The sequence below is a fragment of the Pseudonocardia sp. WMMC193 genome, assembly GCF_021728735.1.
GTDB classification, from domain to species: domain Bacteria; phylum Actinomycetota; class Actinomycetes; order Mycobacteriales; family Pseudonocardiaceae; genus Pseudonocardia; species Pseudonocardia oroxyli.
On record NZ_JAKKDO010000003.1, the window covers coordinates 3,237,862 to 3,254,829 of the forward strand.

Annotated in this window: 14 protein-coding genes; 8 read left to right on the top strand and 6 right to left on the bottom strand. The window is 73.7% G+C overall.

Features of this window, described 5'->3' with window-relative positions:
* Positions 1–72: 72 nt before the first annotated feature.
* From L3X23_RS16785 to L3X23_RS16795, 3 genes are read left to right on the top strand one after another with little or no spacing between them, the layout of a single operon-like run.
* The gene (locus tag L3X23_RS16785) at positions 73–1,404 is read left to right on the top strand and encodes an MFS transporter (protein ID WP_237193071.1); all 1,332 of its coding nucleotides are present in this window, start codon (positions 73–75) and stop codon (positions 1,402–1,404) included.
* A complete protein-coding gene (locus L3X23_RS16790; protein WP_237193072.1) occupies positions 1,404–2,411 on the top strand; it encodes a dihydroxyacetone kinase subunit DhaK in 1,008 nt (335 codons plus the stop codon). The genes L3X23_RS16785 and L3X23_RS16790 overlap by 1 nt, the downstream gene beginning before the upstream one ends.
* A complete protein-coding gene (locus L3X23_RS16795) occupies positions 2,408–2,995 on the top strand; it encodes a DAK2 domain-containing protein (RefSeq protein ID WP_237193073.1) in 588 nt (195 codons plus the stop codon). Before L3X23_RS16790 ends, L3X23_RS16795 begins: the two co-directional genes overlap by 4 nt.
* A gap of 54 nt (positions 2,996–3,049) precedes the next feature.
* Here L3X23_RS16795 and L3X23_RS16800 read toward each other — a convergent pair whose 3' ends face one another.
* The gene (locus L3X23_RS16800; protein WP_093082206.1) at positions 3,050–3,820 is read right to left on the bottom strand and encodes a response regulator transcription factor; all 771 of its coding nucleotides are present in this window, start codon (positions 3,818–3,820) and stop codon (positions 3,050–3,052) included.
* Between the two features lie 168 nt (positions 3,821–3,988).
* Between L3X23_RS16800 and L3X23_RS16805 the strand changes: the two genes are divergently transcribed.
* Positions 3,989–5,536 carry a GAF domain-containing protein gene (locus L3X23_RS16805; protein WP_237193074.1) on the top strand — a complete coding sequence of 516 codons (1,548 nt, stop codon included), beginning with the start codon at positions 3,989–3,991 and terminating at the stop codon, positions 5,534–5,536.
* Here the strand turns inward: L3X23_RS16805 and L3X23_RS16810 are convergent.
* The gene (locus tag L3X23_RS16810) at positions 5,522–6,343 is read right to left on the bottom strand and encodes a pyridoxamine 5'-phosphate oxidase family protein (protein ID WP_237193075.1); all 822 of its coding nucleotides are present in this window, start codon (positions 6,341–6,343) and stop codon (positions 5,522–5,524) included. The two genes, L3X23_RS16805 and L3X23_RS16810, sit on opposite strands and share 15 nt — an antisense overlap.
* Positions 6,344–6,393: 50 nt before the next feature.
* Between L3X23_RS16810 and L3X23_RS16815 the strand changes: the two genes are divergently transcribed.
* On the top strand, positions 6,394–6,972 hold the full coding sequence (locus L3X23_RS16815; RefSeq protein WP_237193076.1) for a CGNR zinc finger domain-containing protein: 579 nt from the start codon (positions 6,394–6,396) through the stop codon (positions 6,970–6,972).
* On the opposite strand, the gene L3X23_RS16820 is transcribed toward L3X23_RS16815, so the two are convergent.
* Positions 6,920–7,957 (bottom strand): MSMEG_0565 family glycosyltransferase, encoded by a 1,038-nt coding sequence (locus tag L3X23_RS16820; protein ID WP_237193077.1) that lies wholly within the window; start codon positions 7,955–7,957, stop codon positions 6,920–6,922. The genes L3X23_RS16815 and L3X23_RS16820 overlap by 53 nt on opposite strands.
* 165 nt (positions 7,958–8,122) lie before the next feature.
* On the opposite strand from L3X23_RS16820, the gene L3X23_RS16825 reads away from it, so the two are divergent.
* Genes L3X23_RS16825 through L3X23_RS16835 form a run of 3 tightly spaced genes read left to right on the top strand, consistent with a single transcriptional unit; the run spans position 8,123 to position 10,878 of the window.
* A complete protein-coding gene (locus tag L3X23_RS16825; RefSeq protein WP_093082219.1) occupies positions 8,123–9,277 on the top strand; it encodes an MSMEG_0568 family radical SAM protein in 1,155 nt (384 codons plus the stop codon).
* The gene (locus tag L3X23_RS16830; RefSeq protein WP_237193078.1) at positions 9,274–9,849 is read left to right on the top strand and encodes an MSMEG_0567/Sll0786 family nitrogen starvation N-acetyltransferase; all 576 of its coding nucleotides are present in this window, start codon (positions 9,274–9,276) and stop codon (positions 9,847–9,849) included. The genes L3X23_RS16825 and L3X23_RS16830 overlap by 4 nt, the downstream gene beginning before the upstream one ends.
* Positions 9,850–9,894: 45 nt before the next feature.
* Complete coding sequence (locus L3X23_RS16835) at positions 9,895–10,878, top strand: endonuclease domain-containing protein (protein WP_237193079.1); 984 nt, start codon at positions 9,895–9,897, stop codon at positions 10,876–10,878.
* A gap of 43 nt (positions 10,879–10,921) precedes the next feature.
* On the opposite strand, the gene glmS is transcribed toward L3X23_RS16835, so the two are convergent.
* The 3 genes from glmS to L3X23_RS16850 all read right to left on the bottom strand — a co-directional run bounded on the left by glmS (position 10,922) and on the right by L3X23_RS16850 (position 16,932).
* Entirely contained in the window at positions 10,922–12,757 is a 1,836-nt protein-coding gene (gene glmS / locus L3X23_RS16840; protein WP_237193080.1) for a glutamine--fructose-6-phosphate transaminase (isomerizing), read from the bottom strand.
* A gap of 7 nt (positions 12,758–12,764) precedes the next feature.
* Positions 12,765–13,028, bottom strand: coding sequence for a hypothetical protein (locus L3X23_RS16845; RefSeq protein WP_237193081.1), 264 nt, complete (start codon positions 13,026–13,028; stop codon positions 12,765–12,767).
* Positions 13,029–13,089: 61 nt separating this feature from the next.
* Complete coding sequence (locus L3X23_RS16850) at positions 13,090–16,932, bottom strand: ABC transporter ATP-binding protein (RefSeq protein ID WP_237193082.1); 3,843 nt, start codon at positions 16,930–16,932, stop codon at positions 13,090–13,092.
* Between the last annotated feature and the right edge of the window lie 36 nt (positions 16,933–16,968).

Sequence of the window (16,968 nt, forward strand, 5' to 3'; positions counted from 1 at the left end):
TGTCTTGCATCTAGTGTCTGATACATTAGCCGTCACACGCAGGAAACACCAGCAGGTACGAGGGAGTGCCGAATGTCTGCTCCAGAACCCGGTTCCGCCGAGAAGTCCGGCACGCCCGTCAGGCGGGTCGTCTGGGCCTCCGCGCTCGGCACGACGGTCGAGTACTACGACTTCACGCTGTACGCGACGACCGCCGCGCTCGTCTTCAACAAGGTCTTCTTCCCCGCCGAGAACGCGCTGGTGGGCACGCTCGCCGCGTTCGCGACGTTCTTCGTCGGCTATCTCGCCCGCCCGCTCGGCGGCATCGTCTTCGGCCACTACGGGGACCGCCTGGGCCGCAAGACCATCCTGATCATCACGATGGTGCTGATGGGTGGCGGCACGTTCGCCGTCGGCCTGCTGCCCGGCTACGACACGATCGGCATCTGGGCGCCGATCCTGCTCGTGCTCATCCGGTTGCTGCAGGGACTCGGCATGGGCGGCGAGTACGGCGGCGGCGTCCTGATGGCGCTGGAGTACAGCCCCAAGCAGCGCCAGGGCTTCTTCACCTCGCTCGTGCACATCGGCACCCCCGCGGGCGTGCTGCTGCCGGTCGCGATCGTGACCATCCTGAACTCCGCGCTGCCCGACGGCGCGTACGAGAGCTGGGCGTGGCGACTGCCCTTCCTGGCCAGCATCATCCTGATCGGACTGGGCGTCTACATCCGCACGCACGTGAGCGAGAGCCCCGAGTTCGTCAAGGCCCGCGCCGAGAAGGAGGCGCACGCGCTCCCGGTGAAGGAGCTCTTCCGCACGCACAGCAACCGGGTCGTGCTGTCCATCCTCGCGAAGATCGCCGAGTCCGGGCTGTTCAACGTCTACTACGTCGTCGCGATCGCCTACGTCACCACCGAGCTGGGGCTGCCCCGGCAACCCGTGCTGATCGCCGTCCTCATCGCCTGCGCCGTGGAATGCCTCACGCTCCCGGTGTTCGGCGCGCTGTCGGACCGGATCGGCCGCCGCAAGGTCTACATCGGCGGGGCGCTGTTCCAGGTCGTCCTCGCGGTGCCCTTCTTCCTCATGCTCTCCACCGGGAACTTCTGGCTCACCGTGCTGGGCATGACGCTGGGCCTGGCCGTCGGGCACGGCGCGATGTACGGCTCGCAGGCCGCGCTGTTCGCCAACCTGTACCCGGTCTCCGTCCGCTACACCGGCCTCTCGGTGACCCAGCAGGTCGGCGCCACCCTGGGCGGCGGGCTCGCCCCGCTGGCGGGCACCGCACTGCTCGCCGCGGGCGGTGGACACTGGACCTGGCTGGTCGTCTACGCGATCGGCATCGCCCTGATCTCGTCGGTCGCCGCATCCCGGCTGGTGTGGGGCGAGGCACGCCACACCTCGACCGACCGTTCCTTGGAGAACGCCTGATGGCACTACCCTTCCTCCCCGCCGACGGCGACCCGGTCCCGCCCGCCCTGCGCGGGTTCGCCCGGGCGCACGCGGACCTCGTCGAGCTGGTCGAGAAACCGGCCCACCTCGTCGCCAGGGACCGCGACCCGGCCCGGCGGGTGGGCCTGGTCTCCGGCGGCGGCTCCGGCCACGAGCCGCTGCACGCCGGGTTCCTGGGCCGCGGCATGCTCGACGCCGTCGCCCCCGGCAAGGTGTTCGCCTCCCCGCACAACCTGCAGGTCCTCGAGGCCTCTCGGCGCGCCGCGGGCCCCGAGGGCGTCCTCCACGTCGTCAAGAACTACACCGGCGACCGGATCAACTTCGGGATCGCGGCCGAGCGGCTGCGCCTGGAGGGCGTCGAGGTCCGCCGGGTGCTCGTCGACGACGACCTGGCCACCGAGTCCGACGAGACCGCCACCGGGCGGCGCGGGACCGGGGCCACCGTCGTCGTGGAGAAGCTGCTCGGCGGGGCCGCGGACACCGGCCTGGGGCTGGACGAGCTGGCCGCCCTGGGCGCCGAGTTCGCGGCGGCCTCCCGCAGCCTCGCCGTGGCCTCGCGGGCGCAGACCTCGCTGCACACCGGGGAGCCCTCGTTCGCGCTGGACGCGGGCGAGCTGGAGTACGGCGTGGGCATCCACGGCGAGCGCGCCCAGAAGTCGATCGACCGCCCCTCGACCGAGGCGCTGGTCTCCCGGCTGCTCGACGAGTTGGTGGCCGGGCTCCCCGCGGGCCCGTCCGAGGTGATCGCGGTGGTCAACGGGCTCGGCGGCACCACGCTGCTGGAGCTCTACGGGCTGCACGACCTGGTCCTCGACGGGCTCGCGCAGCGCGGCCTCACCGTGTCCGCGGCGCTGGTCGGCACGTTCGTCCCGGCCCTGGACATGACCGGGTTCTCGCTCACCCTGACCCGCCTGCAGCCGTCCTGGTCGGCCTACTGGACCGCCCCGGCCGTGACGCCCGCCCTGACCCTCGGAGCCCAGTCGTGAACCAGGAAGCAGTCCTGCGGACCTTCGCCCGGGCCGCCGAGGACGCCCACGCCGCGCTGACCGAGCTGGACCAGCTCTCCGGCGACGGCGACTTCGGGGACAACCTGCGCGGCGGGCTCCGGGAGGCCGTCGCCCGCTTCGACGCGGGCGGGACGAGTGCCTTCGGGGCGCTCGGCGAGGTGTTCCTCGACGAGGTCGGCGGCACCAGCGGGCCCCTGCTCGGCCTGTTGTTCACCGAGATCGCGCAGGCCCTCGACGGCGGCGGGTCCTTCGGCGACGGCGCCCGCGCGGGCCTCGCCGCGATCCAACGGGTCGGCGAGGCGCAGGTCGGCGACCGGACCCTGGTCGACGCCCTCTCCCCCGCCGTCGACGCGTTCGCGACCGGCGGGTTCGTCGCCGCGGCGGCCGCCGCCAAGAAGGGCGCCGACCACACGGCCGAGCTGCGCGCCCGGATGGGCCGGGCCAGCTACGTCGGGGACCGGGCGAAGGGCGAGCCGGACCCCGGCGCCGTCGGGATCGCGGTGCTGTTCTGGGCCGCGGCGACGGTGGAGAGTCCGGACGCCGCCGTCGAGAAGCCCCTGTGATCACCGGATGGCGCCGGGATCCGCCGGCGCCATCCGGGAGCTCCTCGTGCCCCGCTAGACGATGCCCTGGCGGGTCGCGGTGTAGACGATCTCGGTGCGGCGGCGGACGTCGAGCTTGTCGCGCAGGTTGCGGACGTGGAACTTCACCGTCGCCTCGCTGATCACCAGCTCGGTGGCGATCTCCCGGTTCGACATCCCCGTGGCCAGGAGCTTGAGCACCTGGTTCTCGCGGTCGGTGAGCAGGGGGCCGCGCGGGTTCTGGATCGACGGCTCGCGGGGGTCTCGCAGCGCGTCCATCATCATCGTGGTGATGCGGGAGTCGAACACCGCGTCGCCGCGCAGCAGCGTGCGCACGGCGGCGACGATGTCCGCGGTGTCGGCGCCCTTGCGCAGGTAGCCGTGCACGCCGAGGCGGACGGTGCGCAGCATCGTCTCGCGGTCCCGGCAGCCGGTCAGCACGAGGATCCGGGTGCCGCGGTGGCGCTGGAGCAGCGCGCGGGCCACGTCGATCCCGGCGGAGTCGCCGCGCCCGAGGTCGACGTCCAGGAGCACGACGTCCGGGCGCAGCCGGTCCGCCGCGACCAGCGCGTCCCGCGGGGTCGCGGCCTCCCCCACGATCCGCAGGTCCGGCTCGACGGCGAACAGCTGGCGCAGGCCGAGCCGCACGATGCCCTCGGCGTCGACCACGAGGATCCGGCCCGTGCGCACGGTGGCCGTCGGGCCGTCACCGCGCAGGTGCTCGGGCGCGGCCCCGACGCCCGGGACACGGGTGGGGCGGGTGGGGCGGGAATCGAGGATCCGGACGTCGGCGAGCTCTGCGGTCATCGGGGTGCCTCCGATCGTCGACGGGCCGTTGTCGCCGCGACGGTAAGCTGAGTCACGTTGCCCGTTCGTTGCACGCGGGGACTGCCCCCTCGGACAGGCGCAACCTCGCCTTGCCGGCGGGGCGGACGTGAGGCGATGATGAGGCGCATCAGGACGCGGGAAGTCGGGGTGCCGGTGCCAGTCGACGGGGTGGTCGAGCGCGAGTCGAGCTCCGGCCTGCCCGCGTCGATGTCCGCGTCGCTCTCCTCCTCGCTCTCCTCCTCGTTCTCGTCGTCCCAGCGGATCGACGAGCTGTTCGAGGCCGTGCTGGACGACACCGGGGACGCGACCGTCCGCAGGCTCGTCTCCGAGTCCTGGGAGCGCAGCCTCGCCGCCGCGATCGACCCGGCCACGCCGCTGCCGCCGCTGCGGTTCGACCCGGCCGAGAGCCGTGCCCGGCTCGATGCGCATCCGCTGCACAAGGTCATGCCGCTGTTGCGGGACAACCTGCTGAGCATCGCCGAGGAGGCCAAGCACGTCGTCGTCGTGACCGACGAGGAGGGCACGGTCCTGTGGCGGGACGGCGCCAGCGCCGTGCTCGGCCCCGCCGACCGGGTCGGTCTCGTCGAGGGGTCGAACTGGTCCGAGGAGGCCATCGGCACCAACGCGATGGGCACCGGGCTCGCGCTCGGGCGGCCGGTGCAGATCCACTCCACCGAGCACCTGGTCCGCGCCGTGCACGCGTGGACCTGTGTCGCCGCGCCCGTGATGGACCCCGACACCGGGCGGATCATCGGCGCCATCGACATCACCGGCCCGCGCCGCACCATCCATCCGGCGATGTTGGCGCTGGTCACGGCCACCGCGCAGCTCGCCGAGAACCAGATGCGAATGCAGCTGGCCATCGCCGACGAGCGGCTGCGCGCCCGCAACCAGGGGCACCTGGCCTCGCTGCGGGGCACGCCCGGCGCGCTCGTCACCCCCACCGGCCGGATCATCGCCGGGGACCCGTTCGGCGACTGGCCGGAGCGGGTGCGGCTGGAGGCGGGCCAGGACCGCCTGCGGCTCGCGGACGGCCGGGAGATGCACGTCGAGCCACTGGCCGAGGGTTTCCTGCTGTCGGCGACCCGCAGGCGCGCCTCGGCGTCCGCCGCGCCCGGTCACTCGCTGTCCCTGCGGTTCCTCGGGGACGGCAACCCGTCGGTGGTCCTCGACGGCGAGACGCACGCGCTCACCACCCGGCCCGCCGAGCTGCTCGCCGCCCTCGCGCTGCACCCGGAGGGCCTGACCGCCGAGCGGCTGGCCCTGCTGCTCTACGGCGACGACGGCAACCAGACCACCGTGCGCGGCGAGATCCACCGGCTGCGCCAGCTGATCGGCACCGACGTGCTGAAGACCCGCCCCTACCGGCTCGCCGCGACGGTGGACGCGGACTTCGACACCGTCCGCCGCGCGCTGCGGGAGGGGCGGATCGCGGACGCGCTGCACGCGTGCGCCGGTCCACTGCTCCCGCGCTCGGACGCCCCGGAGATCCGCGGCGCGCGAGACGAGCTCGAGGTCGGCCTGCGCCGCGCGGTCCTGGACTCCGACGACGCCGAGCTCGTCCACGCCTACGCGACCCACCGCATGGGACGTGACGACCTGGAGGCGCACGAGCGCCTGGTCGAGACGCTGCCCGCGGGCGACCCGCGGCGGGCGATGGCCGAGTCGCGGGTGGCGCGACTACTGGCCGAGTAGGCCGCGCGTCTCGACGACCACCTCGGGCACGAACCGGACCCGCCGGTCGGTGCCCGCCCACTCGATCTGCGCCGTGCCCGACAGCTGCAGGCTGCGCCCATGGCGGAGGTCCAGGACCAGCATCGCCGCCTCCGGGTCCACCGCCAGGTTGCCCAGGCTGTTGAACAGGTTGTTGCCCGGCAGCTCCGGCCAGCCGACCACGCCGCCGTCCACCTGCACGAACCCGGCCGGGCCGCCGCGGTGCGAGGCGTCCGCGCCCCGCTCGGGGTGCACGGTGCCGAGCAGGAACGAGTCCGCCGCGCGCAGCCGCTCCCCCACCTCGGGGGTGAGCCCCTCGTGGCGGGTGACGACCGGACGGACCTCGCCGATCGCCGTCGCCTCCCGGCGCGGGATGTGCTGGGGGCAGTTGCCGTAGGCCTGGTCCGCCTCGATCGTGAACCCCGCCGGGCCGACGCGGGCCAGGGTCCCGTTGACCCGCAGCCGCCGCCTGCGGGCGTAGTCGACCATGATCGAGCCCACCGGGCCGCCCTCGGTGAGCACGTGCAGCGGATCGCCCGGCAGCGGGACGGCGTGCACCTCCAGGGTGGCGCCGTACGCCCGCAGGAAGCCTGGCTCGCCGAACACCGGCGAGGTCCAGAGCCTGCCGTCGGGGTCCCGGGCGGTGATCACCGCGTGGTCGCGCTCGGCCGCGAACGCGGCCATGCCGCCGTCCAGCCGCGGGGCCCGCAGCATGCCGGCGAGCTGGTCCGCGCGGTCTGCGACCTGCGCGCGCTGTTGGACGAGCAGCTCGCCCTCGTGGAAGCCCATGCTAACCACCATAGACGCACTATGACGGTTAGTCGAGTACGGTGGTCGACGTGAGCTTCCTGTTCCGCGGCGGCGACCCGGCCCTCGACCTGGTGAACACGGTGATCGTGGAGGCCGGGGCGCCGCTCGACCTGATCCCCACCCCCGCGGACCTCGCCGCCTGGACGGCCGCGGCGGGCCTCGGGTCACCCGCGGCGGTGTCGCCGGAGGTGCACGCCGCGGTGGTGGACGTGCGGAGCGCACTGAAGGAGGCCTTCGACGCCGTCCTCGCGCAGCAGCCCGTCCCGACGGACCGATTGAACGCCGTGCTCGCGGACTCCCCCGGCACCGTGCTGCACGCCGGTCCCGACGGCCTGCAGCTCCTCCCCCGGGTGGACCTGACGGCGGATCCCGCGGCGCTGCCGTGGGTACTGGCGGACGCGGGCGCCCGGGTGCTCACCGGTCGCGGGCTGCTGCGGCGCTGCGCCAACCACGACACCTGCGTGCTGCTGTTCCTCGACACCTCGCGCAGCCACACCCGGCGGTGGTGCAGCATGGAGGCGTGCGGCAACCGGAACAAGGTCGCCGCGCACGCGGCTAGAGCGTCCGGTAGACCTCCTGGTGCGCGGCCGCGGCGTTCGCCCAGGTGAAGGCGCTCGCCGTGGCCCGGCCCGCCGTGCGCAGGGACTCGCGCAGCGCGGGCTCGGTGATCACCCGCCGCAGCGCGTCCGCCAGCGCGGCGTCGTCGCCGACCGGCGGCAGCAGGGCGTCGACGCCGTCGGTCAGGTGCTCGCGGAACACCGCGAGATCGCTCGCCACCACAGGCAGGCCGAGCGCCATCGCCTCGATCGGCACCAGACCGAAGCCCTCGGCGACCGACGGGTAGGCCAGCGCGTCCGCGGCGGCGTACCAGCCGGCCAGCTCGTCGTCGGTCAGGGTGCCGACCTCGTGGACCGCCACCCCGAGGTCCGCCGCCTCCTTGAGCGTCGCGTCCCGGTAGGGCGCGAAGTCCTGGAACGAGTGCCCGCCCACGACGACCAGCGCAGGCGCGAGCTCGCCGAGCCGGGCGAGCGCGCGGACGAGGTGGACGGTGCCCTTGCGCGGCTCGATCCCGCCCACGGCGAGCAGCAGGAAGCCCGCCGGGCGCGGGACCGGCACGGGGGTGGCGAACCGGCGGAGGTCGACGCCGTTGGGCACGATCGTCGCGGCGACCCCGAAGTCGCGCGCGAGGATGTCCTGCCACATCCGGGACACCACGAGCACCCGGTCCGGTTCGGTGATCGCGCGACGCTGGCACTCCACGAGCACCGGGGTGGTGAAGTCGTCCACGTGGTGGGCGGTGCGCAGCACGGTCACGTCCGCGCCGGTCCGGGCGCGGGCCGCGGACGCGGCGCGGGCGGCGATGCAGTCCTGGGCGTGCAGGACGTCGAACCGGTCGATGTGCTCCGCCAGCGCGACGGTGAGCCGTTCGATGCCGTCGAGGGTGCGCTCGGTCAGCGTCGTCCCGTCGCGGCGGGGGCCGGGGACGAGCGTGTGCGGGAGGTCGACGTCCCGGTAGAGCTGCCGGCCGAGGGCGAACAGGTGGACGGGATGACCGGCGCGGTGCAGCGCCTCCCCCAGACCGAGCGTGTGCACGTGGCCGCCACGGGGAGTCGTGGAGTGAGTGATCAGGGCGACCCGCCCACCCACCCCGTCGGCTCCGCCTCCTGCCGCCCCCGGATTAACGATGTTGCGCACGCGTCCACCATAGTGAATTCTCTGATGGGAAACGACCGTGTCCGATAGTGGAGGAGCCCACGCATGACCGTGGTGGACGACCGGACGTCGACGCAGACCGCCGAGCTGATCATGGATCTGCAGGCGGTGGGCCTGCGGATCGAGACCGAGCTGGAGACGGGACGCAAGGGCGGGGCCGGGCCGTCGGACTCCGGGTTCCTCTGGATCGACGGCGTGCCGGTCACGGTGCCGCCGAACCCGACGTCGCCGTACGCGCTGCGCGCCGAGGACGACGGCCAGGGGGTCTACCGCGACGGGGTGAAGGTCGCCTCGGTGTCCGGCACCAAGCGGCCGCGGTTCTACGACCTCGAGACCGCGGACGGTGTGCCGTACCACAAGATCGCGCTGCTGCACCTGGACTCGCTCGCCTCGACCGTGGTCCAGGCCTGCAACTACTGGGGCAACTCCGACCAGTGCGGCTTCTGCGGGATCGGGCTCTCGCTCGCCGCGGGCTCGACGATCGCGAAGAAGACCCCCGAGATGCTGGCCGAGGTGGCCGTGGCCGCCCGCGACCTCGACGGCGCCGTCGACGCCACGCTGACCACCGGGTCCTCGGTCGCGCCGGACCGCGGGGCGCTGTACGTGGCGCGCTGCGGGCAGGCGGTGAAGGAGGCCGCGGGTCTGCCGGTGGAGGTGCAGTTCGAGCCGCCACGGGACCTGGACGTGATCGACCAGGTCCACGACATGGGCGTCGACTCCGTCGGGATCCACATCGAGACGTTCGACCCGCAGGTGCTGGCGCGCGTCGCCCCGGGCAAGTTCCGCACCGGGATCGACACGTACTTCCGCGCCTGGGAGCGGGCCGTGTCGCTGTTCGGCGAGGGCCGGGTGTCGACGTACGTGATCCTCGGGATGGGCGAGGACCCCGAGCTCACCGTCGAGATGTGCCGGCGCGCGGTGGACATCGGGGTGTACCCGTTCGTGGTGCCGCTGCGGCCCGTGGCGGGGTCGCTGATGGCGGACGTGCCCGCGCCGTCCCGGGAGTACACCGAGCCGATCTACCGGCGCGTGGCCGGTTTCCTCGAGGCCAAGGGGCTCGGCGCCGACACCGCGGTCGCCGGGTGCGCGCGCTGCCAGGCCTGCTCGTCGCTGAACCTGGTACAGCAGTCCGGCGGGGCCACGCCGTGCGGGTCCGGCGGCGGCACCCCGGGCGTCTTCCAGATCGGCATGCGGAAGTGACCGCGGTCGTCCCCGAGCGGGCGACCCGGATCCGGCCCGTCGCACCGGTGAGCGTGCTGGTGGGGGTGGACCCGGTGCTGGTCCGCCCGGCCCGCCGCCCGGACGTCCGGGCCGCGCACCACGCGATCCGCCACGCGGTGTTCGTCGAGGAGCAGGGCCTGTTCGGGGACAACGGGGGCACGGACGTCGACGCGCACGACGCCCGGGACGACGTCGTCCACGTGCTGGCCACCCACCTCGGCCGCCCCGCGGGCACGGTCCGGCTCTACCCGCTCGGCGACGGCGAATGGATGGGCGACCGCCTGGCGGTGCTGCCGGAGTTCCGCTCCGCCGCGATCGGCGGCCCGCTGGTGCGGTTCGCGGTGGCGACCGCGGGCGCCCACGACGGCACCCGCATGCACGCCCACGTGCAGGTGGCCAACGAGCGCTTCTTCCACCGCCTCGGCTGGAGCACCGCGGGCCCGCGCGAGATCTACGTCGGCACCGAGCACGTCCCGATGACCACCGCCCTACAGACCCCGACGACAGAATGGCTGGCCGGCCCCCGCCCCAAATGCATTATGGAACCTTAATGCGCGGGTAAGCGCGTCAATTCAGCAACAAGGTTCCATAGTGCGGTGGGTTTCGGGCTGTGGATGGGCCGGGGTTCGTGTGGATGGATTCGGCCTCCCGGGCCCTTGACCGCCTGGCCTCGGGGAGGGGTGTCGCACGATGGCGGCATGAGATCCTCGTCCGTCGCCGGCATCGCCCATCTCGAACTGTTTCGCGGTTCCGAGGCCGTGACGCACGGCTATCTGAGCCGCAACGACCTCCGTGGGCCCCGGGTTCAACGCCTGTTCCGTGACGTCTACACCTGGTCCGGCATTCCCGTCACCCACGAGCTGAGGGCCCGGGCGGCCGCACTGGCCCTTCCAGCGGGGGCGGTGATCACGGGACGGTCGGCCGCGAGCGTGCGCGGGGCCCCGGTCGCCTGGCGAGACGATCCGGTGGACGTCGTGGCGCCGTTGACGCTCCGGATCGGTCGCCGAAGCGGTGTCCTCCTGAGACGGACCGAGCTGCGGGCGGAGGACTCTGCGCCGTGGGGTGGCGGATTGATCGCCTCGCCGCTGCGTATGGGCCTGGACCTGCTCCTCGGCCGCCCGTTGCCCGACTCGACCGCCGACCTCGACCAGGTGCTCCGATGCGGTCTCGTCGACCGTGCCGAGCTGGCCGCAGCGCTCCGCGCGCGTCACGACAACGGGATCGTGGTGGCTCGGCAGGCCGAGCAACTGGCCACGGGCGTCGCCGACTCCGTACCGGAGTCGAAGGTGCGGGTCCATCTCGTCCTGGCAGGCCTCGACCCGGTGGCCCAGTATTGGATCGAGGTCGGAGGCGAGCGGATCGCACTCGTCGACCTCGCGTTCCCCGCGCGCAAGGTCGCTGTCGAGTACGACGGAGCGTGGCGCGACAATCAGATCTGGGCGTTGAACAAGGACCGGGAACGTCTGAACCGCGTCCAGGCGGCGGGGTGGCGGGTCGTCTTCGTCACGGCGGCTCTCCTCCGCAACCCCGCCCGCATGGTCGCGGAGATCCGCGGCGCCCTCAGCACTATGGAACCTTGATGCGAAAGGAAAGCGCTTCACCGCGCATCAAGGTTCCATAGTGCTATTCGACCGTGACCGACTTCGCCAGGTTCCTGGGGCGGTCGACGTCCCGTTCGAGGGCCACTGCGGCGTGGTAGGCCAGGAGCTGCAGGGGGACGCTCATCAGGATGCTGTCCAGCTCCGGCTCGCTGCGCGGGACGACGATCGTGCGGTCGGCCAGGTCCTCGGGCAGCGGGCGGTGGGCCAGCGCGACCACCGGGCCGCGGCGGGCCCTGATCTCGGCGAGCGTCGAGGTGTTCTTGTCGAACAGGTCGTCGTCCGGCACGCAGGCCACGGTCGGCAGCTCGGGGCTGACCAGGGCCAGCGGCCCGTGCTTGAGCTCGGCGGACGCGTAGGCCTCCGCGTGCACGTAGGAGACCTCCTTGAACTTCTGCGCGCCCTCCTTCGCGACCGGCCACCCGCGCCTGCGCCCGATGAACAGCACCGAGTTGCGCCGCGCGATCTCCTGCGCGACGGCCTCGATGGTCCCGTCCCGCTTCTCCGCGTCGAGGATCTCCTCGATCTGCCCCGGGAGCGCCGCGAGACCGTCGAGGATGCGCCTGCCCTCCGTCGGGGCGAGGTCCCGCATCCGGCCCAGGTGCACCGCGAGCAGCGCGAAGGCGGCCACCGTGGAGGTGAAGGACTTGGTGGCGGCCACGGACATCTCCGCGCCCGCGTGGATGTAGATGCCGCCGTCGACGGCGCGGGCGATCGTCGAGCCCACCACGTTGACGATCCCGATCACCCGCCCGCCCTTGCGCTGCAGCTCCTGCACCGCGGCGAGGGTGTCGACGGTCTCGCCGGACTGGGACACCGCGACGTAGAGGGTGTCCGGCTCGACGACCGGGTTGCGGTAGCGGAACTCACTCGCCGACTCCGAGGTGGCCGGCATCCGGGCCAGGTCCTCGATGAGCTGGGCGCCGAGGTCACCGGCGTAGCAGGCCGAGCCGCAGCCGAGGATCTTCACCCGACGGAACTCGCGGGCCTCCCGCACGGAGAGGTTGAGCCCGCCGAGGTGGGCGGTGTTGAAGCGCTCGTCGATCCGGCCGCGCAGGGTGCGCTCGATGGACCGCGGCTGCTCGCCGATCTCCTTGATCAGGAAGTGCGCGTGGTCGCCGATCTCGGCGCCGACGACGTCCCAGTCGACCTCGGAGACCGACTTGGCGGTGGTGCGCGCGTCGAGGGTGAAGGTGCGGTAGCCGCCCGCGGTGATGGTGGCCAGCTCGCCGTCGTCGAGGTAGACGACCTGGCGGGTGTAGCCGACGAGCGCCGCGACGTCCGACGCGACGAACATCTCCCGCTCCCCCACGCCGAGCAGCACCGGGGAGCCGTTGCGGGCCACGACGATCCGGTCCGGGTTCTCCGTGTCGACGACCGCGATCCCGTAGGCCCCCACGACCTGCCGCAGCGCCTGCCGGACGGCCTGCTCGAGGTCCTCGGCGCCGCCCGCGAGCGCGGCGGCGACGAGGTGCGCGACGGTCTCGGTGTCGGTCTGCGAGGTGAACTCCACGCCGTCCGCCTGCAGCTTGGCGCGCAGCTCCTCGGCGTTCTCGATGATCCCGTTGTGCACGACGGCGATCCGGCCTGCCCCGTCGACGTGCGGGTGGGCGTTCGCGACGGTGGGCTCGCCGTGGGTGGCCCACCGGGTGTGCCCGATCCCGACCGAGCCCTTGAACCGCGCGGGCAGCTCCTCCTGCAGGTCCGCGACCCGCCCGCTGACCTTGCACAGCTTCAGCCGGCCGCGGTCGATCACCGCCACGCCCGCGGAGTCGTACCCGCGGTACTCGAGCCGGTTGAGGCCCTCGATCAGGATGGGCGCCGCATCAGCGCTGCCGACATACCCCACGATGCCGCACATGGCACTCCTATCCGTAGACGAGGCGCCGGAGCTGGCGCGCGGACAGCGCGGGGGGCGCCACCCGGCGCGCCGCCAGCTCGGCGCCGATCCGGTCGAAGATCCGGTCGTTGTGGAGCCCGCGCGTGCGGAGCTCGGCGTGCCGCCTGCGGACGAACGCCTCGGTGGACTCGCCGAAGTACGTGAGCACCTCGTCGACCACGCGGGCGGCCTCCCCCGGGCTGAGCGAGGTGGTACCGGTCAGGTACTCGACCAGCTCGGCATGCTGCGGCACGGGGAGAACTGTGCCATGAGACCGCGGATTTTCCGAATCGCTGCCCGATTCCGGGCAGGGATCAGGCGGAACGCACCGTGGAGCCGTCCTCGACCTCCGCGTCGGCGACCGGTTCGAGCTCGCCGGCCCGCCACAGCGCGGCGTACCGCCCGTCCGCCGCGAGCAGCTCGGCGTGCGGCCCCTCCTCGACGACCCGGCCCCGGTGCAACACGACGATCCGGTCCGCGGCGGCGGCCGTGGCGAGCCGGTGGGCCACCACGAACGCCGTGCGACGGGCGGTGAGCCGGTCCCCCGCGGCCAGCACGGCCGCCTCGGTGGCCGGGTCCAGCGCGGCGGTGGCCTCGTCGAAGATCAGCACGTCCGGGTCGACGAGCTCGGCGCGGGCCAGGGCGACCAGCTGGCGCTGCCCGGCCGAGAGCCCCTGCCCGCGCTCGCCGACGGGCTGGCGGAACCCGTTCGGCAGGGTCCGGACCAGCTCCAACGCGCCGACCGCACGCGCCGCCGCCTCGATCTCCGCGGGCGCGGCGGAGGGCCGCCCGTAGGCGATGTTGGCCGCGACGTCCCCGGTGAACAGGTGCGGTTCCTGGGGCACGAACCCGAGCCGGCGCCGGTAGCCCTCCAAGGGGTAGTCCCGCACGTCCACCCCGTCGACCAGCAACGACCCGGAGCCCACGTCGTAGAACCGGGCGAGCAGCTTGACCAGCGTGGACTTGCCCGCCCCCGTGGCCCCGACCAGGGCGACGGTCTCCCCCGGGCGCACCGACAGCGACACGTCCGCCAGAGCGGGCTCCTCCACGCCGGGGTACTGGAACGTGACCTCCCGCAGCTCGACCGCGCCGCGCAGCCGCGCCGGCGCCGGGACGGTCGGGTCCTCGCGGATCGAGCTCGGCGTGCGGAGCAGGTCCGAGATGCGCAGCAGGCCGATCCGGGCCTGCTGGTAGCCGTCGAACACCTGGGACAGCTGCTGCACGGGTGCGAAGAACAGGCCCAGGTACAGCAGGAACGCGGTCAGCACGCCGGGGGTCAGGTCGCCGCCCGCCACCCGGGCGGCCCCGACGCCGAGCACCGCGGCCTGCGCGATGTCGCTGAGGAAGGCGACGCCCGGGAAGTACGTGGCGATGTAGCCCTGCGCCCGGATGCGGGTGCGGCGGTAGGCGTCGCTGCGGGCGGTGAACGCCGCGGCGCTGCGCTCCTCGCGCACGAACGCCTGCGCCACGCGGACGCCGGTGACGTTCTCCTGCATGTCCGCGTTCACGATGCTGACCCGTTCGCGGGCCTCGGCGTAGGCCCGCGAGGACTTGCGCCGGAAGACCACGGTCGCGGCCAGCAGCACCGGCAGCACCGCGAGCGCCACCAGGGCGAGCTCGGGATCGGTGACCAGCAGCGCCACCGCCACGCCGCCGACCGTCAGCAGGCTGACCACGGCCTGGGCGAGCCCGGTCTGCAGGAACGTGGACAGCGCGTCCACGTCCGTGGTCATCCGGGTCATGATCCGGCCGGACAGCTCGCGCTCGTAGTAGTCCAGCCCGAGCCGCTGCAGGTGCGCATAGCTGCGGATCCGCAGCAGGTAGAGCAGGCTCTCCCCGGCGCGCGCGGTGACGATCGTCTGGAACCCGACGACCAGGGCGTCCGCCAGCACGATGCCGACCCCGGCGAGGGTCGCGATCAGCAGCACCTGCGACACCCCGGCGGTGATCCCGCCGTCCACGGCGTAGCGGGCGACGGTCGGGAACGCGAGGGTCGCCAGCGCGTCGAGCGCGACGAGGACCATGCCCAGCGCGAGGGTCCACCGGACCGGCCGCAGCAGCGTGGCCAGCCGGAACGCGGGGTCCGGCGCCACCGGGTCGACGTCCCCGAGCTGCGGGGTGTCCCGGGCGGGCCGCAGCGCGGCGACGGCCGCGAGGAGCGCAGGCGTGGCCGCGATCCCGCCGACCATCCCGCTCGCGCCCGGGCCGGTGCGGCCCGACGGCGCTCCCCCCGGCGCGCCCGCCTGGGCGGCGGCGGTGCGCAGCGCCCGATCGGACTCGACGGCGGCCGCGGATGCCCCGGACTCCCCGGACTCCTGCGGCCACAGCTCGGCGGTGATCCCGTCCGCGGGCACGGCGACGGCGGGCGCCGCCGCGGGGAGCGGATCCGCCGCGGGGCCCGCGCTCGGCGGCGCGACGGGCTCGCGGGTCCCGGCCGTGGCGAGCAGCTCGCGGAACAGCGGACAGCGGCGCTGCAGCTCCGCCTCGGTCCCGACGTCCACGAGCCGGCCCCCGTCGAGCACCGCCACCCGGTCGGCGAGGGCGATGGTGGAAGGCCGGTGGGCGACGAGGATCGTGGTGCGCCCCCGCACGAGCGTGTGCAGGGCCTCGTGGATCGCGGCCTCGGTGGCGGTGTCCACGGCCGAGGTCGCGTCGTCCAGGACGAGCACCCGCGGATCGGTCAGCAGGGCCCTGGCCAGGGCGATCCGCTGCCGCTGCCCGCCGGACAGGGTGAGCCCGCGCTCGCCGACCTCGGTCTCGTAGCCGGCGGGCAGCGCCTCGACGAACGACGCCACCTGCGCGGCCTCGGCGGCGGCGCGGATCTCGTCCTCGGTGGCGTCCGGCCTGCCGTAGGCGATGTTGCCCCGGATGGTGTCGGAGAACAGGAACGCCTCCTCGAACACCACCCCCAGCTCGGAGCGCAGGTCGTGCAGCCGCAGCTCCCGCACGTCCACGCCGCCGATCCGCACGGCCCCGTCCCAGGGGTCGTAGAAGCGCGGGACGAGCTGCGCCGCGGTGGACTTGCCCGAGCCCGCGGTGCCGACGATCGCCAGGGTCTCCCCGGGCTCGGCGCGCAGCGACACGCCGTCGAGCACCGGGCGGCCGGGCTCGTACCCGAACCGCACCCCGTCGAGCTCCACGGCGAGCGGGCCCTCCGGCAGGGCCCGGGGCGCGGCCGGGTCCCGGACCTCCGACTCCGCGTCCACCAGGTCGTACACCCGCTCGACGCCGGCCCGCGCGAGCTGCGCGGACACCACCAGCGAGCCCACCAGGCGGGCGGGCCCCACGAGCTGGGCGACGTAGGTCGTGAACGCCAGGAACGTGCCCAGCGTGATCGACCCGGTCATCGCCATGTACCCGCCCGCGCCGATCACCGCGACCTGCCCGAGCGTGGGCAGCGCGAGCAGCACCGGGTTGAGCCGGGCGGTCATCCGCGCCGCGCGCAGGCGCTCGCCGAACAGCCGCCGCGCCAGGCCCTCCAGCGTGGCGACCTCGCGGTTCTCCTGCCCGAAGCCCTTCACCACGCGCACGCCGGTGACGGTCTCCTCGACCTGCTGCGCCACGTCCGCCGCCCGCTGCTGGGCGGACCAGGTGGCGGGGAACAGCGACCGGCGGGTGCGGCTGGTGATGTACGCCGCGAGCGGCAGCATGACCAGCGAGATCACGGTGAGCAGCGGCGAGAGCCACAGCATCGCGGCCACGGAGGCGACGACCAGCGCGATCGTGCCCGCGGTCAGCGGGACCATCGACAGCAGGGACTGCACGAGCTGCAGGTCGGTGATGGCCCGGGAGGCGACCTGGCCGGTGCGCAACGCGTCCTGGCGCCGCCCGTCGAGCCGCTGCACGGCGGTGAAGACCTGCCGCCGCAGGTCGTGCTGCACGTCCAGGGCCAGCCTGCCCGCGAGGTAGCGGCGCAGGAAGGACGCCCCGAACCGGATCACGGCGAGGCCGAGGAACGCCCCGACGATCACGGTCAGGGTGTCGGTGACGCCGGCCACGGCGTCGTCCACCGCGGCGCGGGTGAGCAGCGGACCCAGCGCGTCGAGACTGACCCCCAGCACCGAGGCGACCAACGCGCCGATCGCCACGCCCCGGTGCGTCAGACACTCGCGGGTGAGGCGGCGGATCCAGGAGCGGGTGGGGGGAGCGTCGGGCACCGACCCAACGTACGCCCGCGCACCGACGGGTTTGAG

Coding starts and splice junctions, on each gene's coding strand:
- L3X23_RS16800 (WP_093082206.1), bottom strand. CDS start 3,820: ATGACCGCAGAGCTCGCCGACGTCCGGATCCTCGATTCCCGCCCCACC.
- L3X23_RS16825 (WP_093082219.1), top strand. CDS start 8,123: ATGACCGTGGTGGACGACCGGACGTCGACGCAGACCGCCGAGCTGATC.
- L3X23_RS16785 (WP_237193071.1), top strand. CDS start 73: ATGTCTGCTCCAGAACCCGGTTCCGCCGAGAAGTCCGGCACGCCCGTC.
- L3X23_RS16790 (WP_237193072.1), top strand. CDS start 1,404: ATGGCACTACCCTTCCTCCCCGCCGACGGCGACCCGGTCCCGCCCGCC.
- glmS (WP_237193080.1), bottom strand. CDS start 12,757: ATGTGCGGCATCGTGGGGTATGTCGGCAGCGCTGATGCGGCGCCCATC.
- L3X23_RS16810 (WP_237193075.1), bottom strand. CDS start 6,343: ATGGGCTTCCACGAGGGCGAGCTGCTCGTCCAACAGCGCGCGCAGGTC.